Origin of the sequence: Bisgaardia hudsonensis, assembly GCF_004345785.1 — a bacterium.
In the GTDB taxonomy this organism is placed as follows: domain Bacteria; phylum Pseudomonadota; class Gammaproteobacteria; order Enterobacterales; family Pasteurellaceae; genus Bisgaardia; species Bisgaardia hudsonensis.
The window spans coordinates 135,687-161,384 of sequence record NZ_SLXI01000004.1 but is presented as its reverse complement, the minus strand read 5'-3'; the positions used below and the strand labels follow the sequence as shown (position 1 = coordinate 161,384).

Annotated in this window: 15 protein-coding genes and 2 pseudogenes; 7 read left to right on the top strand and 10 right to left on the bottom strand. The window is 34.2% G+C overall.

The features are described from left to right. Positions 1-20: 20 nt before the first annotated feature. The 4 genes and pseudogenes from EV697_RS06785 to aspA form a co-directional block, all read right to left on the bottom strand. Positions 21-2,516 carry a TonB-dependent hemoglobin/transferrin/lactoferrin family receptor gene (locus EV697_RS06785; RefSeq protein WP_481748683.1) on the bottom strand — a complete coding sequence of 832 codons (2,496 nt, stop codon included), beginning with the start codon at positions 2,514-2,516 and terminating at the stop codon, positions 21-23. A gap of 236 nt (positions 2,517-2,752) precedes the next feature. After that, positions 2,753-3,059 (bottom strand): annotated as a pseudogene (locus tag EV697_RS06780) (enoyl-CoA hydratase-related protein); the annotation flags it as partial. Between the two features lie 145 nt (positions 3,060-3,204). Further along, positions 3,205-4,526 (bottom strand): annotated as a pseudogene (locus tag EV697_RS06775) (IS3 family transposase). A 100-nt stretch (positions 4,527-4,626) separates the two neighbouring features. Further along, on the bottom strand, positions 4,627-6,042 hold the full coding sequence (gene aspA, locus EV697_RS06770) for an aspartate ammonia-lyase (RefSeq protein WP_132023970.1): 1,416 nt from the start codon (positions 6,040-6,042) through the stop codon (positions 4,627-4,629). 291 nt (positions 6,043-6,333) lie between these two features. Here aspA and EV697_RS06765 point away from each other — a divergent pair, with 291 nt between their 5' ends. The 3 genes from EV697_RS06765 (at position 6,334) to EV697_RS06755 (ending at position 9,124) form a co-directional block, all read left to right on the top strand. Then, positions 6,334-6,624: a co-chaperone GroES gene (locus EV697_RS06765; protein WP_132023968.1), complete on the top strand. Its 291-nt coding sequence runs from the start codon at positions 6,334-6,336 to the stop codon at positions 6,622-6,624. Between the two features lie 77 nt (positions 6,625-6,701). Further along, complete coding sequence (gene groL, locus EV697_RS06760; RefSeq protein ID WP_132023966.1) at positions 6,702-8,348, top strand: chaperonin GroEL; 1,647 nt, start codon at positions 6,702-6,704, stop codon at positions 8,346-8,348. 146 nt (positions 8,349-8,494) lie between these two features. Continuing rightward, positions 8,495-9,124, top strand: a complete 630-nt coding sequence (locus tag EV697_RS06755; RefSeq protein WP_132023964.1) for a YchE family NAAT transporter — start codon at positions 8,495-8,497, stop codon at positions 9,122-9,124. Between the two features lie 75 nt (positions 9,125-9,199). Here EV697_RS06755 and EV697_RS06750 read toward each other — a convergent pair whose 3' ends face one another. Further along, positions 9,200-9,883 carry a YtjB family periplasmic protein gene (locus EV697_RS06750; RefSeq protein WP_132023962.1) on the bottom strand — a complete coding sequence of 228 codons (684 nt, stop codon included), beginning with the start codon at positions 9,881-9,883 and terminating at the stop codon, positions 9,200-9,202. Between the two features lie 65 nt (positions 9,884-9,948). Here EV697_RS06750 and serB point away from each other — a divergent pair, with 65 nt between their 5' ends. Both serB and EV697_RS06740 read left to right on the top strand, forming a co-directional pair. Next, the gene (gene serB / locus EV697_RS06745) at positions 9,949-10,926 is read left to right on the top strand and encodes a phosphoserine phosphatase (protein ID WP_132023960.1); all 978 of its coding nucleotides are present in this window, start codon (positions 9,949-9,951) and stop codon (positions 10,924-10,926) included. Further along, entirely contained in the window at positions 10,913-11,404 is a 492-nt protein-coding gene (locus tag EV697_RS06740; RefSeq protein WP_132023958.1) for a YajQ family cyclic di-GMP-binding protein, read from the top strand. The genes serB and EV697_RS06740 overlap by 14 nt, the downstream gene beginning before the upstream one ends. Positions 11,405-11,541: 137 nt before the next feature. Here the strand turns inward: EV697_RS06740 and acrB are convergent, their stop codons facing one another. The 4 genes from acrB to dnaE form a co-directional block, all read right to left on the bottom strand. After that, positions 11,542-14,628 carry a multidrug efflux RND transporter permease subunit AcrB gene (gene acrB / locus EV697_RS06735; protein WP_132023956.1) on the bottom strand — a complete coding sequence of 1,029 codons (3,087 nt, stop codon included), beginning with the start codon at positions 14,626-14,628 and terminating at the stop codon, positions 11,542-11,544. Positions 14,629-14,647: 19 nt separating this feature from the next. Further along, positions 14,648-15,865 (bottom strand): efflux RND transporter periplasmic adaptor subunit, encoded by a 1,218-nt coding sequence (locus EV697_RS06730; RefSeq protein WP_132023954.1) that lies wholly within the window; start codon positions 15,863-15,865, stop codon positions 14,648-14,650. 29 nt (positions 15,866-15,894) lie between these two features. Continuing rightward, complete coding sequence (locus tag EV697_RS06725; RefSeq protein ID WP_132023952.1) at positions 15,895-16,461, bottom strand: TetR/AcrR family transcriptional regulator; 567 nt, start codon at positions 16,459-16,461, stop codon at positions 15,895-15,897. Positions 16,462-17,404: 943 nt separating this feature from the next. Beyond that, on the bottom strand, positions 17,405-20,881 hold the full coding sequence (dnaE, locus tag EV697_RS06720; protein ID WP_132023950.1) for a DNA polymerase III subunit alpha: 3,477 nt from the start codon (positions 20,879-20,881) through the stop codon (positions 17,405-17,407). 207 nt (positions 20,882-21,088) lie between these two features. Between dnaE and ubiA the strand changes: the two genes are divergently transcribed. Continuing rightward, complete coding sequence (ubiA, locus tag EV697_RS06715; RefSeq protein WP_132023948.1) at positions 21,089-21,949, top strand: 4-hydroxybenzoate octaprenyltransferase; 861 nt, start codon at positions 21,089-21,091, stop codon at positions 21,947-21,949. 71 nt (positions 21,950-22,020) lie between these two features. Here ubiA and EV697_RS06710 read toward each other — a convergent pair whose 3' ends face one another. Further along, positions 22,021-23,808 (bottom strand): ABC transporter ATP-binding protein/permease, encoded by a 1,788-nt coding sequence (locus EV697_RS06710; RefSeq protein ID WP_132023946.1) that lies wholly within the window; start codon positions 23,806-23,808, stop codon positions 22,021-22,023. 205 nt (positions 23,809-24,013) lie between these two features. On the opposite strand from EV697_RS06710, the gene EV697_RS06705 reads away from it, so the two are divergent. Next, positions 24,014-25,672 (top strand): putative transporter, encoded by a 1,659-nt coding sequence (locus EV697_RS06705; RefSeq protein ID WP_132023944.1) that lies wholly within the window; start codon positions 24,014-24,016, stop codon positions 25,670-25,672. The last annotated feature ends 26 nt before the right edge of the window (positions 25,673-25,698 follow it).

Sequence of the window (25,698 nt, the reverse complement as noted above, 5' to 3'; positions counted from 1 at the left end):
TTCTATTTTTTAATAATTATTTAGAATTTGTATTCTATTGATAAACTATAATTACGTCCAGGTGCATAATAGCGCTCCAAACCTTGTCTATCATCCGGTGGAACAGTATTTGTAGTCGAATATCGATTAATCCCACGTAAGCTATCCCAAGTATGATATTTTTTGTTAAATAAATTGTAGATACCTGCACGTAAAGTTAATTTTTTGATTGGTTTGTAGAAACCAAAAACATCAACAGTCCAATAAGATTCATTCAACCAATTATAGCTTTCTTTTTCCTCTAGATCACCTGGTAATATACAGCGACGACCAAACCATAGATCATCTTCCCATTTTTGACATCCTTTATCAAAGGAGACAAAATGATTAGTGACTTTAGCATCTCCAGCCTTTTTACCTCGATTATAGGTTGCTCGAGTGAAAATCCCAAATTTACCTGTAGGATCTTCATAATCTAAACCAAGAACTAGTTTTAATGGTTGCAAAGTTAATAAACTATCACCAGTTGATAGTTTTCCTTTAGTGTAGCCCAAGCTTCCCATTGCAGAGAGACCTCTAGGTAATGGAGAAACCTCATCCAAATTAAGTTTTCCGCTTATTTCTAAACCATAAATTTTTGCTGAATCTAAGTTAACCATTTGTTGGGCGATAGTATAAGCAACACCGGCATCTCCACAATCATAGTTGACACCACAAGTATAATGTTTTCCATTTTGTATAAAATCTATTGGATAACTCATAAAAGACTCTTTTTGGAATAAGAAATCTTTATAATTAGTATAATGTAAATTAAGGTTGAAATACCCAAGCGTCCCTTCTCCTTTTAGAAAAAGATTATGGTTTAGGCTACGTTCAGCTTTTAAATCAGGATTAGCCAACCAGTTTCCAGCTGGATTACGATAGGTAAAAATCATTTCCGAGGATGTCGGTATACGATATCCTGTGCCAATATTATAACCGACTTTCCAATTATAATTTAACTGAGCATCTACCCCAAAAAAACCATTCCAATTAACAAAAGTCGTATCTTTTGGTGGCATTTTTTCTTCTGCCCATAAACAGTTATTACTACAAGGAGTATCAGATCGATATGGTCTCACATCCATTTTTTCGTGATTATACTTCACACCAAAAGTAGAGCTAAATATATCATTAATAAATAAGTTATCTTGTAAACTAATACTAAATACTTTATTTTTTACAGGGCGTTGTATTGTATATTTCAGTGTTGATTGTACGTCACCTATTCTGTAATGACTGCCATCAAATGTATATAAAAATTTATCTAAGTTAATATTTTCAAATTCTTTCTCACTGTAATAAGCTTTTAATGTGAGCAAATTATCCATTTTAAATATTTGGAAAGGTTGAGATTCTGCAGTTATACTCAAACGATTAAAGGTTGATGTCATTTTTCGATTATCAATTTTATCCATTGGTTCTCGAATACTTTTATCGCCATATTTACGTTTACCTTTGTAATTGATAGATCCATTTTCAGCGGACATATGATCAAATGCAGTATGTATTTTACTGATATAGGTATTGTTCTCAGGTGTATAGATATAGTACAGGTTTAAATTTAAACGTTTTTCATAGTCATCAACTTCTCGCCAACCACCAAGACTATAATCATAAGAATGTTCCCAAGTATATTGAGTTTTATCTTGAGCTGAAAGATTTATTCCTACTTTATGAGAAGGGATTAGTTGATAGCCGATTTTAAATAGATAACTTTTATAGCGATGCTTTTCAGGATCTGGGTGAATTCGACGAGTTCCATACATGGCATCTGTTGCTATTTTTGCACTACATTCTTCCTTGCTGTCCCAACTATAACAGTCTGCCCAAGGTGTAATATTACCGCCAGCACTCTCCATTTCATGTCCATGACGTTGTGAGTGTAGTAAAAGAGCATCTAGTTTTTCGCCTTTATAAGCAGCACCAATAGTATACACCCATTCATCATTCTTACTTGAATAACCAGAACGTACTAATCCACCCCATTTTTCCTCTTGCATCAAGATATCATCGGTATTTAAAGTCCGATAAATCACGCCTCCACCAAGTGCACCGCTACCTTGATTGAAAGAATCTGCACCTTTCACAATATCGATATTACGTACTAGTTCAGAATCAATACTTAAGCGAGAATTATTAAAATTACCATAGCGATTATAGAGAGAATTTTCTTCAAAATCAGGCAACGCAACTCCATCAATACTTATTCCGACACGGTTTCCCTCTACTCCTCGCATTGAAAAGCCCTTCAAGCGGCGACCATTATCGGCAATACCAACATCTGTAGTATAACGTGCCAAATCACTCGTATCTCGAATCAGTTCTTTTTGAATAGTAGTATGTGTTTTACGTTCTATAGAAGGTTTACTGGTTGATATTTCTGCTGATTCAATAGTAATAATATCAAGATCATCCGCAGAGACAGTGGAAAAAGAGAAAATAGAAAAATAAAGAAATAATGCTTTGTTTGCAAAAAAAATTTTATTCAACAATATGGACTCCTTTGGCGCAATAAAATAAAAATAATTCTCATTTGTATCATCTTATCTATTATAGTGTCAAAGGGTAATTGTAGTTTTTAGTATATTGTTAATTTTTATAAAAAATTTGTTTAATTATATTTTTATTTTGTTAAATAATTGTAACCTCAAGATTGGTTTTATAAATTAGTTACATCAAATACTACTAACCATCATATCAGCACAACTTTAGGGCAAATGCGAATATCTCATTGAAAATCTAGCTCATCTAAATGGTGTATCCTTGGTTCATCTTTATCACCACCGTAATCCCCACGAACTTTTTGATCACAACCAGAACAAAACGCTTTTTCTCCTTGTCCGGTTTAAATAATCGTACCAATTTTTTCATCAAAACGTGCATCGGCAAAGGCCTAAATCATTTCCTTTACAGTTTGTGGGCGATTAATGGTAATTTTCGCAATACCATTAACATATTTATGATAAAAAATATCCGTCCATCACTGATCTTGCCATTCTATTGATGCATAAAGAACATCATTTTTTTGGATTTTGCATATAAATTCCTTTTCTTAAATAATCAAGTTTAAGCATTATATAGGAATATCATGGACACTTAAACAGTAGAGCAATAATATGGAAATTATTTTATTTTTAAGAAAAAAGTGCGGTAAAAATGATCTGCCCCCAAAAAGTTAGACTGTTATTTTAGGGACTGTATCCGATATTGTATTGGACTCAGTCCTTTTAATCTTAATTGTATCCGTTTTTCATTGTAGTAGCGAATATAATCATGTATTACTTGTTCTATTTTTTCAAATTTTTGTTTATAAAAACATTCCGTTTTCAATCGTCCGAAAAAACTTTCCATTGCAGCATTATCCAAGCAATTTCCCTTTCTCGACATGCTTTGTTGAATACCATTTGATTTCAATAAGTATTGATAACGTTGCATTTGATATTGCCAACCTTGGTCTGAGTGCAATATAGGATTAGCATCTTTAGGCAATTTTCTTAATGCTTGTTGTAACATCTCTTGTATCTGCTGAAAGTTAGGGCTTCGACTCACTTTATAGGCAATGATTTCATTATTAAATCTATCTAAAATAGGCGAAAGGTAACATTTTCTTCCATCCAGTGCTTTAAACTCTGTCACATCAGTGAGCCACTTCTCATAAGGTTTTGTTGCCATAAAATCACGTTTTAGTCGATTTGGGGCAATTTTACCCACTGTGCCTTGATAGCTGTTATATCTTCGTTTTTTCTTTCCTATAACTTACCAACTTTGCTGTTGAATTATACGTTGAACAGGTTTTTTATTAACTGACAATACCGCCGCAACACGACGGTAACCATACTGGGGGTTATCTGCTTTTATCTTCCGAATACGAGCTATTAACTTGGCATCTTTATCATTTTTCGGTTTTAAATGATAGAAAAAGACACTGCGAGCCAAACCAACCAACTCAAGCAATAAACTCAGTGGAAATCTTAATCGGAGTTTTTGGACAATGTCCGCTTTAACTTCGTTTCTTTCTGTATTTTCTGACGGTATTCTTGCCACTTTTTTAAGTAAGCTAACTCCGCTCGTAATCGTAGATTTTCTAACTCTAATTCTTCTAAGCGATTAGTTGGTTTTGGAGGCATTTTAGGATATTGGGGTTTCATTGTAGAACGTCCTCTCGGTTTTGGCTCAAGTCCTTTTATACCTTCTTTGAGATAAGCATGCAACCATTGGCTGACCATTGCTGAACTTGCTAGGGCAAATTTTAATGTCACTTTCTCAGCAGAATATTTTCCAGAGATGACTTCTTGCACAACAGCAAGTTTTTGTTCTGGTGTATAGATTTTTTTAGTCCGAGAAACAGCGAGTCCATCTATACCATAATGTTGATATTTAGTTACCCATCTGTGAACGGTTTTCTCTGGAAGATTAAAGTGACGATAGGTTAATGGGAGACATTGTTGGTTATCTAGGTAGAAATCCACAACATGCTTTTTAAAAGATTGAGTATATTTAGTCATAAAAATCTGCTCCTTAATTTGTTGGTTAGAGTCCAACTTTTGGGGAGCAGATCAAAATTTTGAAATTTTCAACCGCACTTTCATCTGGGTATTAGAAAAACTATTTATTCAATTTTGCTTTGTAAGTTGGTTTCATTAAATTTTCAACGGATAAAATATCATCGAGTTCTTGTTCCGTTAATAATCCCATTTCTAGTACCACCTCACGCACACCTCGTCCTGTTTTAGCACAAGTTTTTCCTACGATATCACCATTATGGTGCCCAATAAATGGATTTAAGTAAGTAACAATTCCAATAGAATTAAATACATAACTTTCACAAACTTCTTTATTAGCGGTAATACCATCAATACATTTATCTCGTAAATTGATACAAGCATTAGATAAAATATTGATACTTTCAAACATTGCTTGTCCAATAACGGGTTCCATAACATTAAGTTGTAATTGTCCTGCTTCTGCTGCAAAGGTTACTGTTGTATCATTACCGATCACTTTAAAGCAAACTTGATTAACCACTTCGGGTACAACAGGATTAACTTTTGCAGGCATAATGGAAGAGCCCGCTTGTAATTCAGGAAGATTTATTTCATTTAAGCCAGCTCTTGGTCCTGATGATAATAAACGCAAGTCATTGCAAACTTTAGATAATTTAACTGCGGTACGTTTTAATGCGCCATGTACCATAACATAAGCACCGCAATCAGAAGTTGCTTCAATTAAATTTGGGGCAACAACACAAGGCAGTCCCGTTACTTCTGCAAGATGTTTAACCGCTAATGCTGAATAGCCTTCTGGTGTATTTAATCCTGTACCAATAGCTGTTGCACCTAAATTTACTTCAAGTAGTAAATCTGCGGTATTTTTTAGATTACGAACTTCTTCTTCTAATAGAATTGAAAATGCTTGAAATTCTTGCCCTAAGGTCATTGGTACCGCATCTTGTAATTGAGTACGTCCCATTTTTAGAATAGTCGCAAACTCTTTCGCTTTATTTTCAAATCCTTGTTGTAAATAAAGTACTTTCGTTACTAATTGCATAATACTGTTATAAACGGCAATACGAAAACCTGTTGGATAAGCATCATTGGTTGATTGGCTCGCATTGACATGATCCATAGGATCTAAGTATTGGTATTCACCTTTTTTATGTCCTAAGATCTCTAAGGCAAGATTAGCGACTACTTCATTGGTATTCATATTCACTGAAGTTCCCGCTCCACCTTGATAAACATCTGATGGGAATTGATCCATACATTTACCATTAATTAGAATTTCATCACAAGCCGCCACGATTGCTTTCGCAATATCACTTGGGATTGCGCCGAGTTCACCATTGGCTAAGGCAGTGGCTTTTTTGACCATTACCATTCCTCGAACAAATTCAGGTACATCAGAAATAGTCATATTAGAAATATTGAAATTTTCCACCGCTCTTAATGTATGAATTCCCCAATAAGCATCAACAGGGACTTCACGTTCACCTAATAAATCAACTTCTTTTCTAGTATTCATATATTTCCTCCTTACATTTTTTATCTTGGTTAATAAATTTACTGAATAAATAATATGGTTTATGATTATTTACATACAGTAGAAAATATATGTCTTAATATAGGCTATTTTGATTAAAAATTACATATTTTGATACCGATATATATTTAATCTTATTCATTAGTTTTTTTAGGGCAAAATAATAAATTTTAAAAAAATAATATTATTTTCCCTTGAAACTATAAAAAACTCCCCAATATTTCAGTTACATTTAAACAATTCGTTCATTGATTAATAAATAAGGAAACTAAAATGAATATTCGTCCATTACATGATCGTGTAATTATCAAACGTGAAGAAGTTGAAACTCGCTCTGCTGGCGGTATTGTATTAACAGGTTCAGCCGCTGAAAAATCGACAAAAGCAAAAGTATTAGCAGTAGGTAAGGGTCGTATTTTAGAAAATGGTACTGTACAACCTCTAGATGTGAAAGTGGGTGATACCGTTATTTTCAATGATGGTTATGGCGTAAAATCAGAAAAAATTGATGGTGAAGAAGTTCTCATTATTTCTGAAAATGATATTTTAGCAATTGTAGAATAATCGCCAAGATAGCAATGTCGCTTATCGAATTATGGCAAAAATACAAAATTTAGACAGAATAGAAAAGGAATATAAAGATGGCAGCAAAAGACGTAAAATTTGGTAATGATGCTCGTATAAAAATGTTAGCAGGTGTCAATGTATTAGCAGATGCAGTAAAAGTAACACTTGGTCCTAAAGGTCGTAATGTTATTTTAGATAAAGCATTTGGTGCACCTACCATTACTAAAGATGGTGTATCTGTGGCTCGTGAAATCGAATTAGATGATAAATTCGAAAATATGGGTGCTCAAATGGTGAAAGAAGTAGCATCAAAAGCAAATGATGCAGCAGGTGATGGAACAACAACTGCGACAGTTCTTGCTCAGTCAATTGTGAGTGAAGGTTTAAAAGCTGTTGCAGCGGGTATGAATCCAATGGATTTAAAACGTGGTATTGATAAAGCAGTAGTTGCGGTTGTAGAAGAATTAAAAGCATTATCTAAACCTTGTGAAACTTCAAAAGAAATTGAGCAAGTAGGTACTATCTCAGCTAACTCAGATAACATCGTAGGTAAATTGATTGCACAAGCAATGGAAAAAGTTGGCAAAGAAGGGGTTATCACCGTTGAAGATGGCACGGGCTTAGAAGATGAATTAGATGTTGTAGAAGGTATGCAATTTGATCGTGGTTATTTATCGCCATACTTCATTAATAAACCTGAAACAGCGACAGTTGAATTAGATAATCCGTACGTTTTATTAGTAGATAAAAAAGTGTCTAATATTCGTGAATTATTACCAGTATTAGAAGCCGTAGCAAAAGCAGGTAAACCACTATTGATTATTGCAGAAGATGTGGAAGGTGAAGCATTAGCAACATTAGTCGTGAATACAATGCGTGGTATTGTAAAAGTAGCAGCAGTTAAAGCTCCAGGATTTGGTGATCGCCGTAAAGCGATGTTACAAGATATTGCTATTTTAACAGCAGGGACGGTTATTTCTGAAGAAATCGGTATGGAGTTAGAAAAAGCAACTTTAGAAGATCTTGGTCAAGCAAAACGTGTTGTTATCAATAAAGATAATACAACTATTATTGATGGTGTGGGTGATGAAGCACAAATCAAAGGTCGTGTTGCTCAAATTCGTCAACAAATCGAAGAAAGTACATCAGATTACGATAAAGAAAAACTTCAAGAACGCGTGGCTAAATTAGCTGGCGGTGTTGCCGTAATCAAAGTTGGTGCAGCAACAGAAGTTGAAATGAAAGAGAAAAAAGACCGTGTAGAAGATGCATTACACGCAACTCGTGCCGCAGTTGAAGAAGGTATTGTTGCTGGTGGTGGTGTTGCCTTAATTCGTGCAGCCTCTAAAGTTGCTACTCAATTAAAAGGTGATAATGAAGAGCAAAACGTGGGTATTAAATTAGCGTTGAGAGCAATGGAGTCACCTTTACGTCAAATCGTTACTAACGCAGGTGAAGAAGCTTCAGTGGTTGCGAGCAAAGTAAAAGCTGGCGAAGGTAACTTTGGTTATAACGCTGCAACAGAAGAATATGCAGATATGATTGAAATGGGTATTTTAGATCCGACTAAAGTAACTCGTAGTGCATTGCAATTTGCTGCGTCAATCGCTGGTTTAATGATCACCACAGAATGTATGGTAACTGAATTACCAAAAGCAGATCAACCTGATTTAGGTGCTGGTGGTATGGGTGGCATGGGAGGAATGGGTGGAATGATGTAATTCCCTCATTTTAATTTTCTCATAAGCTTATAAAAGTGCGGTCGTAATAAATTTATTTTTTTATGACCGCACTTTTTTATTGCTTGTCTATTTCTCATTACTATAATACGTCCTATATTCTCTAACCTTAATATAATGGATCAATTATGGATATTGCTATTTATCTTCAATTTTTTATAGGGCTAATTGCTTTAGTCAATCCTTTAGGCGTTGTTCCTATTTTTTATACAATGACTGCTGATTTCGATCGAGAAGAACAAAATAAAACAGCGTTTGTAACTTGTTTTTCGGTTATCGCTATTTTATTAGTCAGCTTTTATTTTGGTAATTTCATTCTCAACTCTTTCCATATCTCTATTAATTCTTTTAGGATTGCTGGAGGAATTGTCGTTATGATGATTGCATTAACGATGATCAACGGTAAAATTGGGGAACATAAAATTAATAAAGAAGAAAAAAATGCGAATCTTGAAGATTACCATAATATTGGTGTTGTCCCTTTAGCAATGCCGATAATGGCAGGACCAGGTTCAATTAGTGCAACTATCGTATTTGGTTCAACACAATCCAATCTAATTGATTATGTTTATTCTTCATTAACTATCATCTTATTTGGTATAGCTTGCTATTTTTTACTTCGCTATTCTAAACCTGTCATTAATAAATTAGGTAAAACAGGATCAAACGTTATTACTCGTATTATGGGTTTATTGCTTATGTCTTTAGGTGTGGAAATTATTGTAGCGGGATTAAGAAATTTAGGTATTTTTAATTAAATTTTACAATTAATATTACTGATACAATGAAGCCATACAGATAAGTCTATCCGTATGGCTTTTTCATTTTAGCTTTTACTTATAAAAACGTTTTCTACGACGATGAAAACTAATACTACTTGATCTTTTAGGCATAATATACCTTTCTGAATCATTGTTTTCCTTTAACGTAGAACGATAGTAACCTTTCAAAAAAGTATGTATTGAACTTGCCAATATAATACCGATTAGAAAAACAATGATAAATTCAGCATATAATCTAAGAGATATTTTATCAATCATATTTTCTATTTTTTGATTATACTGAGTATCAAATGAAACTCGTAAAAACCCTTCAATGCCATTTCTTGAATAAATAGGCTCTACAATTTGTTGCCTGCCTTTATTAACATCATTGTGCTTATCTTGTTGTAATAAACCTAAATGATCAAGCATAACCATATTTTCACTTTTAGTTAAAAGTTCACCATTTGTAGCATAAATTGAGGCATCAATAACAAATTCTTCTTTCGTAAAGGTTTCTAAGGCTTCCGAGAGTTGTTCAGAGGTGGCATTATTCATTAATAATATTGAGAATAAATTAGCTTGCTGTCTAATTAATAAATGAGATAAATTAGATATTTGTTTAATACCAGATAATTGAGACCCAGTTTTAAACTGGCTTACACCAAAGAAAATAATAATGAGTGTAATACTGCAGATAAGTATAATCCCCATTAACATTGCAATTTTCTTAAATTTTTCTTTAACCGAATACAAGTTATTTCCCCAAATATTGATAATATAAGCTAGAATATAATAATCAATAATTTACAGGATTTTTTATGCAAATACAAAATATTGCTACAATCAGTAGTTATTATACACAATGTCCAACACCTTTTTTTAAGGATTTAACTATTTCTCAAGGTATTGATAAGTTTATTATTTATGGATCTGGTTTAACCCTTAATAAATTACAAGCCTTTCAACACAAAACTAATGAAAATTTTATTATTTTAGATTACTGGAATGAACTATATAACACAGTTGTATTATTACAAGGCGACTGGAATGTGAAATATTTAGAATATGCACATCAGCTAGCTCTTGATGTGGCACTAATTAATTTTGATACTTGTTTAAGCCAATCAGGACTATTAGTAATGGATATGGATTCCACAATTATTCAAATGGAATGTATTGATGAAGTGGCTAAATTAGCAGGAACAGGCGAAATGGTATCAGCGATTACCGCACAAGCAATGCGTGGAGAATTAGATTTTCAGCAAAGTTTACGCCGCAGAGTTGCTACATTAAAAGATGCACCTGAAAGTATTTTACAACAAGTGCGAGAAAAATTACCTTTAATGTCTGGCGTAAAAGAAATGATCAATGGCTTACAACAATATGGCTGGAAAACAGCTATTGCATCTGGGGGATTTACTTATTTTGCCGATTATTTAAAAGATTTGTTAGGACTTGATTATGCGATTTCAAATGAGTTTGAAATTATTGATGGCAAGCTGACAGGAAAGGTTAAAGGCGATATTGTTGATGCCGATTATAAAGCCAAAACCTTAGAAAAATTAGCTAAAGAATTTAATATTGATATAAAAGATACGGTAGCCATTGGTGATGGTGCAAATGATTTAGCAATGATGGCAGTCGCCAATTTAGGCGGGGCATTCCACGCCAAACCAAAGGTTCAACAACAAGCACAAGTTGTGGTAAACTTTGCTGACTTAACCGCACTGTTATGTATTTTAAGTGCAAACGATAGAATTAAAAAACTATTAGGAGTAAATAATGCCTTCATTTGATATTGTGTCTGAAATTACCTTACACGAAGTGCGTAATGCTGTCGAAAATGCCAATCGTGTGTTAAGCACACGTTATGATTTTCGTGGCGTTGAAGCAGTTATTGAGCTAAATGAAAAAAATGAGACTATCAAGATTACTACTGAATCTGATTTCCAATTAGAACAGTTAGTAGATATTTTATTAGGTGCTTGTATTAAACGTGATATTCAACGAAATTCCCTTGATATTCCAAATACCCCTGAACATAGCGGTAAACTATATAGTAAAGAAATCAAGTTAAAACAAGGAATTGAAACTGAAATGGCAAAGAAAATTACTAAATTAGTAAAAGATGCCAAAATTAAAGTACAAACCCAAATTCAAGGGGAGCAAGTACGAGTAACAGGAAAATCGCGTGATGACTTGCAAGCAGTTATTCAATTAGTGAAAACCGCTGAATTGGGGCAACCTTTCCAATTTAATAACTTTAGAGATTAATAAAGCCTCTATTAAAATATAAATACTTTAAAAGTTTCTATTCGTTATCTCACTAAAAAATTAATTTTTAATATATCCCTCATAAAAAAATCCGCACTTTGTATAAAGTGCGGATTTAATTAATTTCCTAATTAATATCAATCTTTTTTACGCCGATTGTTTTCAATAAATTCAGGCAATGGCTTGTGTTCAGTCGCAATATAGCTATAAATGACAGGTAGTACAAATAGAGTAAATAATGTACCAATGGCTAACCCTGCCACAATGACTACCCCAATACTAAAGCGAGAAACTGCCCCAGCACCAGAGGCAAGTAGTAATGGAATTAAACCTGCTATCATCGCCGCAGTCGTCATTAATATTGGGCGTAAACGAATTTTTGCAGCATAGCTAATTGCCTCAATACGATTTAAACCGTTATGCAACTGTTCTTCTTTTGCCACTTCACACATTAAAATACCGTGTTTGGTAATTAAACCGATTAAGGTAATTAAGCCCACTTGAGAATAAATATTCAGACTTGTTCCGGGAATACGTAAGAAAGCCAAGCCATTTAGTAATAATAATGCACCACTTACTGCCAACGGCACTGAAACTAAGATCACTAATGGATCACGTATTGATTCGAACTGAATCGCTAATACTAAAAAGATAATCAATACGGCAAGCACGAAAGTTGTGCCGAGAGAATTACCTTCTTGTACGAGCTGTCTGGCTTCACTACGGAAGTCATAGCTATAACCTTTAGGTAATAGCTCCGCACTTTTATCTTGTAACCATTTTACCGCATCACCAGTAGATGAGGTTGGCGTTACTACTGCACTAATTGTGGCTGCATTTAACTGACTAAAGCGAGCTAATGCCGCAGGCTGTGGCACAAGTTCCATTGTGATTAAACTACTTAATGGCACAGATTGCCCGTTACTTGCGGAAACATAGAAGTTTTTTAAATCTTCTGGAGATAAACGACTGGCTCGTTTTACTTGAGCAATGACTTTATAAGCTCGTCCATCTATATCTACTCGAGTTACTGTTGCTGCTGACAAATAGCTTCCCAATGTGGCACTAATTTGTTGCATTGTTACGCCATAACTTCCCGCTTTCTCTTTGTCGATAGTTATTTTCATTTCAGCCGTATCGAATTTTAAATCAAGATTGGTATAAACAAATTCGCCCGAATTACGCATCGCCTCAAGAAAATTATTCGCGACATTCGTTAAATCTTTATAATCTTTTGCAGTAGTAATCACGAAAGAAATAGGTGGACCTTGTTCACCGGTATTGATTTCAGGGAATGGGAATGCCGATACTGCAATTTCTGGTACTGTTTTTGCTTTTTTATTGATTTCATCAATAATTTGGGCTTGGCTACGGTTACGATCTGCCCAGTCTTTCAAAATAGTAATACTTAAAGATTGATTTGGGCTAGGAATACCTGCCAGTACCATTGTTGAATCAATTTCGTCTGTCTGGCGAGTAATATTTTCATAACCTTTCATCGCTTCTTGTACATAGTCAATATTGGTATTGGCTGGTGCAGTACCTATTGCCATAAATGCCCCTTTATCCTCTTTTGGTGCTAACTCCGTAGATAGTCCATTGAATAAAAAAGGCAAGGTAGCAAAAATAATTACTGCAAAAGTCAATATACACTTACGACTCGCCATCATTAAACTTAATATATAACTATAATTATTGGTGATTTTTGACAGCGTATGTTCAATGCGTTGTTCCAATTTTGTTGGGGCTTCATTTGATTTTAATAGAGCACTACTCATCATTGGTGATAAGGTTAGCGCCACAATACCAGAAATCAATACCGCACCTGCAAGGGTAAGGGCAAATTCTTTAAATAATGAGCCTGTAATTCCTTCCATTAATGCCATTGGCGAATACACCGCAACTAAGGTAATCGTCATTGAGATAACGGGAACTGCAATTTCTCTTGTGCCGATAATCGCTGCCCTAAATGGCGTTTCCCCTTCTTTAATATGGCGATCCACATTTTCTAATACCACAATAGCGTCATCCACCACCAAACCAATGGCGAGGATCATTGCTAATAATGTCATTAAGTTAATGGAAAAACCAAATACTTGTAGCATCATAATGACACCAATTAAAGAAATTGGAATCGTTACAACCGGAATAAGAATGGCTCGGAATGATCCAATAAATAGCATAATTACGACTAATACAATCAATGTGGCTTCGATTATCGTTTGCACCACTTCATTAATTGAACTATTAATAGAAACCGTAACATCATATAAAATTTCAGCATTCAATCCTGTTGGTAAATTTGTTTGAATTTGATCGAATAAAGGATAAATATTTTTTGCTACTACTAATGGATTAGCTGTTGAGGTCGGTTCAATCGCTAACACAACGGCATTATCGCCATTAGCTGTTGCACGTGAGAAATCGCTTTCTTTTTCCAGAGAAATATCAGCAATATCACGCAAACGCACTAAATTGCCTGCTTTGGAATAAACAACTAAATTTTCTAAATCCGCAATAGTATTAGTTGTAGTACCAACTTTATTTTTATAAACCGTATAATAACCATTGGCACTGCCTGCGGCAGTTTGGATATTATTTGCTGATAATGCCGACATAACTTGTGGTGCAGATAAATTTTGAACTGCCATTCTTTCAGGATCAAGCCATACTCGCATTGCATATTGTGCAGCACCAAATATTTGGGCTTGTGCCACACCTGTTACCGTAAAAAACTGTGGTTTAACAATGCGTTCGATGTAGTCGGTTACTTGGCTTGCATCAAGTTTATCCGAATAAAAACGAATATACATAATCGCCGCACTACCTGTTGAGGAAGTCAGCACAGGATCTTCAATCCCTTTTGGCAATTTTGATTTTACGGCATTAACTTTTGCAAGAATATCCGCCAATGCTGCATTGGGATCCGTATTTAATTTCATCTTTATGGTAATTCTTGATGAATTAGCGTAACTAGATGAGGACATATAATCAATATTGTCCGCTTGTGCAATAGACTCTTCAAGGGTAGAAGTAACAAATGCTTGCATTAAACTAGCATCGGCACCCGGATAAAAGGTACTCACATTAATGACGGTTGTCGTCATTTTTGGGTATTCTCGAACAGGTAGCTTGGAAATAGCTTGTAGTCCGAGAATAATAATAAGTAAACTTAAGGAAACCGCTAATACGGGTCGGCGGATAAATATATCAGTAAATTTCATTCGATCTATCCTGCTTTAATTAAAGATTAGAATTTGTATCTGGTTGTTGAATGCCAATCGCTTCTTTGTCACTCACAATAACAAGGCTACCATTGCTGATATTTTGTTGACCGCCAACAACCACTTGATCGCCAATATGAATATCTCCCGGTTTTAACTGAGCTAACACACCTTGACGATCTTTAGTCACCACTGGTATTTGTTTCGCCCGATAAACCTTATCCATTTTGTCTTTGTAAGCAAATTTTTCATTATCCAAAAGCGTGGTTTTATCTTCATCAGAAAGTGCGGTCAAAATATAAGCTGATTCTCCGTACATTGTGTAACTAATACCCACTTGAGGAATGACAATTTGATTAGTTTCGGTTGATAAAGCAATGCGTAAACGAGTAAACATTCCCGAAAGTAATTTTTTACTCTCTTTTTCATCAAAAGTCGCTTGTACCTTAATTAGCCCTGTGGCAGCTTCAATCGCTGGCTCAATAGCCGTAATTTTTGCTGAAAATGTTGTGCCTAAGTGCGCATCAGCTGTTGCTGTTACTTTTTGTCCAATACTTAATAAACTAAGTTCATTTTGAGCAATCGCAAAATCAACTTTCATTACACTTTTATCTTCAACGCGTACAATTTCTGTACCAAAATTAATAAATTGCCCTACATTGACTCTGACAATCCCCGTTACACCATCAAAAGGTGCAACAATTTTACGGCGTTCAATACTGGCTTTTAATGCGTGAATATTCGCTTCTAATGCGTCGTAACTCGCTTTCGCATTATCTAATTCTTGTTTTGATACACTATTGGTTTTATACAGTTTTAAGTAACGTTGATAAGTATTACGCGTAGAGTCTAATTTTGCCATAGTCGCCGCTAAGTTCGCTTTTTCAACCGAATTATCTAATTCAACTAATACATCGCCTTTTTTCACTTGTTGTCCCGCTTTCACTAAAACGTTACTCACTGTTCCTGACACTTGAGAACTTAACATTGCACCTTGATTTGGGCGAACTAATCCTGTGGTTTTAATAACAGGCGTCCATTCTGTGCTGGTTGCAGTGATCACCGTTACAGGACTAATTTTTTCTGGCATACTTGAGATAAATTTATCAATCATCATATTTTTAAAAATATTTAAGCCAATAATGGCAATAAAAATCAGCACAAAAACAGCTAATATTATTTTCATTATGATTGAATGTGATTTTTTTGGTTTTTTTATTTGAGTTTGTTCACTCATAAAAACTCCATTGATTAAATTAAGTTAAATTATTTTTTTATTGCTCGCCAACTGCGTTCAATAATCCGTTCTAACATATCATCAGATAATGATTGATTTAAAGATTCTTTATCTAACGCCAAATTAATGGCAGTTTCCAAACCAAGAATAAATAAAATTTTTGGTGGAAGTTCACAAAGTGCATTTTCCTGAATGCCTCTTTGACAAAATTGTTCCCAATATTTTGCATTTTTTTCTTTTTCAAAAACATTATAAAACATAAAAAGAGAGTGATACTGATTGATATTTATAAGCAATTTGGGATTGTTATTGAGTAAATTCCAAAGATTTAACCACATACGGCGATATTGCTCAAAATAAGAAAGGGTATCATCATAATCTTTTCCTAAATTCTCACAGAAAAATAAAAATAAACGGCGTGCAAATTGTTCGAGTAATTCATCTTTATTTTTAAAATAAAGATAAATAGTCCCAACTGAAATATTGGCTTCTTTTGCAATTTTGTGCATTGATAAACAATGTAATCCACTCACTTCCATTAGTCGTTCTGTGGCGGCAAAAATTTGCTCTGTCATACCTATTTTAGATTGGCACATTTAGCTTTATTCTCGTATTTTTTAGTTTTGTGGGATTGAAAAGAAATCAAAATTAATTATTTTTGATGATGACAATATGTTGTTATTTCATATTTCGGCGATATTATACACAAAAATGAATGAGTGTTCATTCATTTTTTATTTTTATAAAATTTAATGCTTATTACCGACAATAAAAAGCACATAAAACCAAATAATCAAGATAAGTACAAATGATAAAAGTGCGGTACTTTTTTGATATATTTTCTATTTTAATGCTAATTCAACCACTTATTGCCCTAAAAGCTGATTAGTTAATAAAATCGCTTAGTGGTTGTGGTCAGCTGTAACGCTAAAAGTGCGGTGCTTTTTTGGTATATTTTCTATTTAAATTCTAATTCGACCGCTTCTTGCCCTAAAAGCTGATTAGTTAATAAAATCGCTTAGTGGTTGTGGTCAGTTGTAACGCTAAAAGTGCGGTGCTTTTTTGGTATATTTTCTATTTAAATTCTAATTCGACCGCTTCTTGCCCTAAAAGCTGATTAGTTAATAAAATCGCTTAGTGGTTGTGGTCAGTTGTAACGCTAAAAGTGCGGTGCTTTTTTGGTATATTTTCTATTTAAATGCTAATTCGACCGCTTCTTGCCCTAAAAAGCTCATTAGTTAATAAAATCGCTTAGTGGTTGTGGTCAGTTGTAACGCTAAAAGTGCGGTGCTTTTTTGGTATATTTTCTATTTAAATGCTAATTCAACCACTTATTGCCCTAAAAGCTGATTAGTTAATAAAATCGCTTGGTGGTTGTGGTCAGTTGTAACGCTAAAAGTGCGGTGCTTTTTTGGTATATTTTCTATTTAAATTCTAATTCGACCGCTTCTTGCCCTAAAAGCTGATTAGTTAATAAAATCGCTTAGTGGTTGTGGTCAGTTGTAACGCTAAAAGTGCGGTGCTTTTTTGGTATAGTTTCTATTTAAATTCTAATTCGACCGCTTCTTGCCCTAAAAAGCTCATTAGTTGATCCAGTAACTCATCGGTTGGTGTTACTGACCATTCAATACCAAAACGCAATAATGCACTCCCTTTAGCGCTTTGATAATAAATATGAACAGGTAATGTACCCGATTTATAAGGCTCAATAATATTTTTTAGCTGTTTAATAAACATTGGTGTCATTTGTTGTTCTAATAACCCTATCGCAAGGCTTTTTGCATAGCGACTTCTCGCTTCAGATAAAGTAATGAGATCACGAACAGACATTTTTAGTCCTTGACTAAAATCATCAAAACTTATTTGCCCCGATAAAATGACAACATTATCTTTTTGTAGTTTATCTTGAAAACGCTCTAACACATCAGAGAACAAAGTAACATCTAATTTACCAGAACGATCGTCAATAGTAGCAATACCAAAACGATTCCCTTTTTTGGTAATTGCTATTCTGGTATTAACGATAATCCCTGCTACAGTTGTAGTTTGCCCTCGTCGATTAGGAACAATTTCTTTTAAACGAGTAATACCATAGTGTTCTAATTCTTTTAAATATGGGTTAATTGGATGAGCACTTAAATATAAACCAAGCGTTTCTCTTTCCCCTTCAAGAATTTGTTTCTCTGTCCATTTTGGTGTATTTGCATAAGCAATTTCCACTTCTTCAGGAGTCTGGGTTAATACACCAAACATATCACCTTGACCAATTTCCTGATCTTTGGCGTGCTGACCTGATGTCTTTAAGGCATCCTCTAAATTTTTTGCCAACGCAGCTCGATGTGGACCAAGTTTATCAAATGCACCGGACATAATCAGACTATCGAAAGTGCGACGATTAATTTTCTTTAAATCTACTCTAGCACAAAGATCAAAGAGATCTTTAAAATAACCACTTTGATTTCTAATTTCGACTAATTCTCTAATAGGTCTTTCTCCAACCCCTTTTATTGCCCCAATACCATAAACGATTTCCCCTTTATGATTAACGCTGAAATGATGTTTTCCAGTATTAATATCTGGTGGGGTAACTTTTAGTCCCATACGCAAACATTCATCATATAATCCAACGATCTTATCGGTGTTATCCATCTCAGAGGTCATTACAGCAGCCATAAATTCAGCAGGGAAATGAGTTTTTAACCATAAAGTTTGATAAGATACGAGAGCATAAGCTGCCGAGTGAGACTTGTTAAAACCATAACCTGCAAATTTCTCTACAAGGTCAAAGATTTTCATCGCAAGATCACCTTCAATATTATTATTGATTGCGCCTTCTTTAAAAACAGAACGTTGCTTTGCCATTTCTTCTGGCTTTTTCTTACCCATTGCTCTTCGTAATAAATCCGCTCCCCCTAAGGTATAGCCAGCGAGAACTTGGGCAATTTGCATAACTTGCTCTTGGTAAAGAATAATGCCATAAGTCGGTTCAAGGATTGGCTTTAAGGAAATATGTTGATATTCGGCATCAGGATAAGAAATTTCCTCTTCCCCGTGTTTACGACGAATAAAATTATCCACCATACCAGATTGCAAAGGACCAGGACGAAATAATGCAACCAATGCGATAATATCTTCAAAACAGTCCGGTTTTAAACGCTTAATAAGATCCTTCATTCCTCGTGACTCGAGCTGAAAAACAGCCGTAGTTTCTGCTTTCAATAAAGTAGCAAAAGATTCATTATCATCTAAAGGAATAGTATTAATATCAACTAATGGTTTACCTTCTTTTTGCATACGGGCATTAATCATTTCTAATGCCCATTTTATGATAGTAAGGGTTCTCAATCCCAAAAAGTCAAATTTAACAAGACCCGCATACTCTACGTCATTCTTATCAAAGTGCGTAACAGGGTGCTTACCTTCACTATCACAATATAGCGGTGAAAAATCCGTAATTAATGTCGGTGATATCACCACGCCACCAGCGTGTTTTCCCGCATTACGTACGACACCTTCGAGCTTACGAGCCATATCAATTAATTCTTTCACTTCTTCATCTGAATTATACATTTCAGGCAATCTCGGCTCAGCTTCAAAGGCTTTAGTAAGTGTCATTCCAGGATCAAGAGGAATTAATTTAGAAATACGATCAACAAATCCATAAGGATGCCCAAGCACTCGCCCTACATCTCGAATAACCGCTTTTGCTGCCATTGTACCAAAGGTAATAATTTGCGATACCGCACCACGCCCATACATATCGGCAACGTGGTCGATAACACGATCTCGTCCTTCCATACAAAAATCAACGTCAAAGTCAGGCATAGAAACCCGTTCAGGATTTAAAAAGCGTTCAAAAAGCAGATCAAATTCGAGTGGATCTAAATCGGTAATTTTTAAGGCATAAGCAACCAAAGAACCGGCACCAGAACCTCGTCCTGGACCAACTGGGATATTATTGTCTTTTGACCATTGGATAAATTCCATCACAATAAGGAAATAACCGGGAAATCCCATTTGGTTAATGACATCAAGCTCTATTTGTAAACGCTCATCATATTCTGGACGTTTTGCTAAGCGTTCATTTTCATTTGGAAACAATGTTTTTAGCCGTTGCTCTAACCCCTCTTTTGACTTTTGTATTAAATATTCTTCTGTGGTTAGCTCACCTGTCGGAAATTGCGGTAAAAAATACTCCCCTAAGCGAATAGTTACATTACACCGTTGTGCAATCAATAGTGTATTGTCTAATGCAGAAGGAATATCTGCAAATAGCCGACACATTTCTTGTTCACTACGGAAATATTGTTGTTCAGAATAGATTTGCGGACGTTTTGGATCATCAAGGGTATAACTATCGTGAATCGCCACCCTAATTTCGTGAGCTTCGAAATCATCTGGTTTTGCAAAACATACATCATTTGTAGCAACAACAGGAATACCTTTTTCTCTTGCTAATGTTAATGCTTGCTCAATATAACGTTCTTCGTCAGCCCGCCCTGTACGACTTAAGGATAAATAGAAATGATTGGCAAAATATTGTTGATAAAAATGGACCGCACTTTCTAAATCTTCAACATTATTTTTAAGTAATTTTTTACCTACATCGCCGTTACGTCCACCAGACAAGATAATGATACCTTCTCGGTGTTCTATTAACCATTGTTGATCAATATAAGGTTTATCTAAATAGCCTCGTTCATAGGCTTTGGAAAGTAATAGCGTGATATTATGATAACCCACATTATTTTTCGCAAGTAAAGTCAATTCAAATAACTCATCGCCTAATAAATCACTTTTTACTAAAACATCCGCACCGATAATTGGTTTAATACCTGATGATAATGCTTCACCATAAAATTTAACTAAGCCACAAAAATTAGAAAAATCGGTCAATGCCATTGCCACCATATTATTTGCAACACAATTTTTTATTAATGGCTTAATTTTTACAATGCCATCAATCATTGAAAAATCACTGTGTACTCGTAGATGAACAAAACGTGGTAACGACATAATCGATCCTTAGTAAAAGGTGTATAAAAATATAAATAAGTCAAAAGTGCGGAAGTATTTTAGCGAGAATTATATCCTATCTCAACATAAGCTAATTTTAACAGATAAAAGACGACAAATCGTAAAATATCGTGATTCCTATTTTATCCTATTCAAAAATTAAAGTAGAATAGAAATGCGATCTATATTCACAATCAGTTAACATATATGCATTTAACAAAAGAAAAAATTACCGCTTACATACAACTAATGCGATTTGATAAACCCATTGGGACATTATTATTATTGTGGCCGACACTATGGGCATTGTTTCTATCTAAAAAGGGAATGCCTGACTTTTCTATTTTATTTATATTTATATGCGGTGTTATTTTTATGCGTGCTGCTGGTTGTGTGATTAATGACTATGCTGATAGAAATATTGATAATAAAGTAAAAAGAACAAATCAAAGACCAATTACAACTGGTCGTATAACAGAAAAAGAAGCTAAAATCTTATTTTCTATCCTGTTAATCAGTGCTTTCATTTTAACGCTTTTTCTAAATATTTATGCGATAGTATTATCATTTGTTGCGGCTATTCTGGCATTTATTTACCCCTTTATGAAACGCTACACCCATTTACCTCAAGTTTTTTTAGGTGCGGCATTTGGTTGGGCAATACCTATGGCTTATGGTGCAACTAATGCGAATTTACCTTTAGAATGTTGGCTGTTATTTTTGGCAAATATGAGTTGGACTGTTGCTTATGATACCCAATATGCAATGGTAGATCGTGATGATGATATATTAATAGGCGTAAAATCAACGGCTATTCTATTCGGAAAAAATGAAAATAAAATCATTAGTTTATTACAAGTCATTAGCTTAACACTTTTAGGTGTTGTTGGTTATATTACGGAATTAAATATAGCTTACTATCTATTTTTACTTTTAACTTCTTTTTTATTTATTTATCAATACAAACTGACGAGACAACGCATTAGAGAAAATTGTTTTAAAGCATTTTTAAATAATAACTATGTAGGTTTATTAATCTTTATTGCATTTTTAATTGGTTTATCTTAACTATTCCTTTGAATAAAAATAAATAGGGGAAAATCCCTTTTCCCCTTATTCCACTTTAATACGATAAACAATTATAAGCCTGTTAATTTCCAGCTACCATCGGCACTAATTTGTAACTGCTGTTGGTGATACAGATGTAATGTTGAACGATGTCCTACGCTGATAATTGTGGTTTCTTTCAATTCATTACGCAGTAAACGATACATCGCATCTTCTAACCCCTCATCCATACTTGCCGTTGCTTCATCTAAAAAGGCAATCTTAGGTTTATGTAAAACTAAACGGGCAAAAGCCAATCGTTGTTGTTCACCCAATGACAATACTCTTGTCCAATCATCTTCTTGTTCTAACTTATCAACTAAATGCCCTAAATTTACTTGATTAATAATATTTTTCACATAATTAATGTCTATTATTTCTGGCGATACTTCTGGATAATACATCGCATCAATAAGTCGTCCTTGTGGTAAATAAGTTTTTTGAGAAATAAATAAGGCATTTTTAATTGGTCGATAAATTGTCCCTTCTGAATATTGCCATAACCCCGCAATAGTGCGTAATAATGTTGTTTTGCCGACTCCTGAAGGTCCTTTAATAAGCAATGATGTACCTTGTGTAATATTTAAATTAATATTTTCTATTAGAGTTTTTCCATTAGGTGTATTAATTGTCAAATTTTCAAAAATAAGGTTATGTTCACTGTCTTTAATAATGACATTAGACGGTAAGTTAATACTATCGATAGAATGATTAAATCCAGTTAAACGCTCTAATACCGCACAATAAGAGGCAAAATTATCATAAGAATTACGATAAAATGAAAGAGCGGATTGTACTTTCCCAAAAGCTTGTGCTGTTTGTATTAAATCACCTAACTTAATTTCCCCTGCAAAATAGCGTGATGCCTGAATAATAAATGGAAAAATTACCGATATTTGAGAAACTACGATATTAAAACCAGATAGTTTTAAGGTTCGATAAACCATTTTCCAAATATTTTGAATAACTTTATCAAATTGTTTCAGTAAAAGGCTTTTCTCCATTACTTCGCCACCATAAAATGCGATACTCTCCGCATATTCTTTTAAGCGAATAAGTGAATAACGATAATTCGCATTTAACCACTCGTTAGCAAAGTTTAATTTAATCAATGGTTTCCCAATTTTAAAGGCGATCACACTACTAATAAGTACATAAATAAAAACAAGAAAAACCATCATATGCGGTATTTGATAACCAGCAATTTCCATTGGACCAGATTGATCCCATAAAATAATCGAGAATGCCACAAGAGAAACCGTAGAAGATATAACTCCAATCGCTAAACTTAATGAATTAGATATATAGGCATCAACATCTTGTTGAATACGTTGATCGGGATTATCTAACTGAGATAAGGCATATTGGGTTTTATAATAAGCTTGGTTTGCTGTCCACTTGTTTAACATTCTTTTGTTCAACCATATTCGCCATTGAATTTGAAATCGCTGGCTAATATAGTAAGTGAGTAAAATATTAAAAATATGTACAGTAGCTAAAATCGAAAAGACTAACATTTGTAGCCAAAAGCCTGCAACATTCATCTCTTGCAATGCGTCATACATTGCCTTGTACCAATCGGAGAATAAAATATCAATACGCACACTAAGTAAATTAAAAAAAACGATTGTCCAAAAATAAAATAAAGGACTAGAGCTACGTTTAGGAGAAATAAAATCTTTTGCAAGTGTCCAAAATTGGTAACCCCATTTTGTCGTTTTAACTAGTACAAAAATAAGTAAAGAAAATATAATAAAAGTAGTAAAAAGATTTTTTAAAATCCAAAAAAAAGAAGTAACTAACTCTTCTGTCCAATTCATATAATCATTATCCCAAGATAAATAAAGTTAATTTATTTTTAAAAATATCAAAAATTCGTTAAATATTTAGCACATTTTTCATAAAAAATAGAACTTAATCAAGGAAAATGCAATAAAAATTTAAGTTTTTGTGTAATCGGTTTGTAAAAGAGAATAGACCGAATATAATACCATTAGTTTATTTTTATTATTTAATGAGGTGCAAATGAGTGATATAGCAATCACGATAGGTATCCTTGCTCTTGTTGCCGTTATTGGCTTATGGATTGGGCATTGGAAAATTAAGGGAGTTGGTTTAGGAATTGGTGGCGTGCTTTTTGGTGGTATCATCGTTGCTCATTTTACAAATCAATATGGTTTAAAGTTAGATCCACATACAATGCACTTTGTGCAAGAATTTGGCTTGATCTTATTCGTTTATACGATAGGTATCCAAGTTGGTCCGGGTTTCTTTGCATCATTACGTAAATCTGGTTTGAAATTAAATGCACTTGCTACATTAATTATCTTATTAGGATCACTTTGTGTGATCGTTTTATATAAATTTGGTAATGTGTCTTTAGATGTAATATTGGGTATCTATTCTGGTGCGGTAACAAATACTCCAGCACTTGGTGCAGGACAACAAATACTTGATGAATTAGGACTCAAAGGCACTACAAGTACAATGGGTATGGCTTATGCAATGGCATATCCTTTTGGGATTTGTGGCATTCTACTTTCTATGTGGTTAGTTCGTCTATTTTTCAAAATCAAAGTAGATGATGAAGCTCAAAATTTTGAGAAAGAAAATGGACAAGATAAAGAAAGCCTAAAATCAATTAATCTTCGTGTAACCAATCCTAATTTAGTGGGAATTGCCTTAGTGGATATACCAGGCTTTGATGGCAATGATGTGGTTTGTTCTCGTTTAAGGCGAGGCGAAAATCTAAGTGTACCTCAAGCGAATACGGAAATACAAGAAGGTGATATTCTTCATTTAGTTGGTGATGGCAAAACACTGAGAAAGCTAAAATTAGTTATTGGTGAAGAAGTTGACTTACCAAAAGCCCATTTAAAAGGCAATTTACGTTCAGAACGTGTAGTGGTTACGAATGAAAAAGTACTAGGTAAGAAAATTAAACAATTAGGTATTCATCAAAAATACGGTGTTGTTGTTTCCCGCCTTAACCGTACTGGTATCGAATTAGTACCTTCTGCCAATACGACATTGCAATTTGGTGATGTGCTACACGTTGTTGGTCAAAGTGATATGATTGACAATGCAATCGGTGTTATTGGTAATGCACAACAAAAACTACAACACGTACAAATGCTCCCTGTATTTATTGGAATTGGTCTAGGGGTACTAGTAGGCTCTATTCCATTCCATATTCCCGGTTTCCCTGTCGCATTAAAACTAGGTCTTGCTGGAGGACCGCTTGTTGTCGCACTGATTTTAGCTCGTGTGGGAAGTATCGGTAAACTTTATTGGTTTATGCCACCAAGTGCCAACCTTGCATTAAGAGAAATCGGTATTGTTCTGTTCCTTGCGATTGTAGGATTGAAATCAGGCGGTAGTTTTATTGACACCCTCGTTAATGGTGCAGGATTAGAGTGGATGGGCTATGGTATGATTATTACTTTAGTACCATTAATTACCGTAGGTATTATTGCAAGATTATATGTCAAATTAAATTACTTAACACTTTGTGGGTTACTCGCTGGTTCAATGACTGATCCTCCAGCATTAGCTTTTGCGAATGCAATAAAAGAAGATAGCGGAGCAGCAGCATTGTCTTATGCTACAGTATATCCATTGGTGATGTTCCTAAGAATTATCTCGCCACAATTACTCGCTATTTTACTCTGGTCTTTCTTGTAGCCATAAAAGAATAAAATAGAATAAAA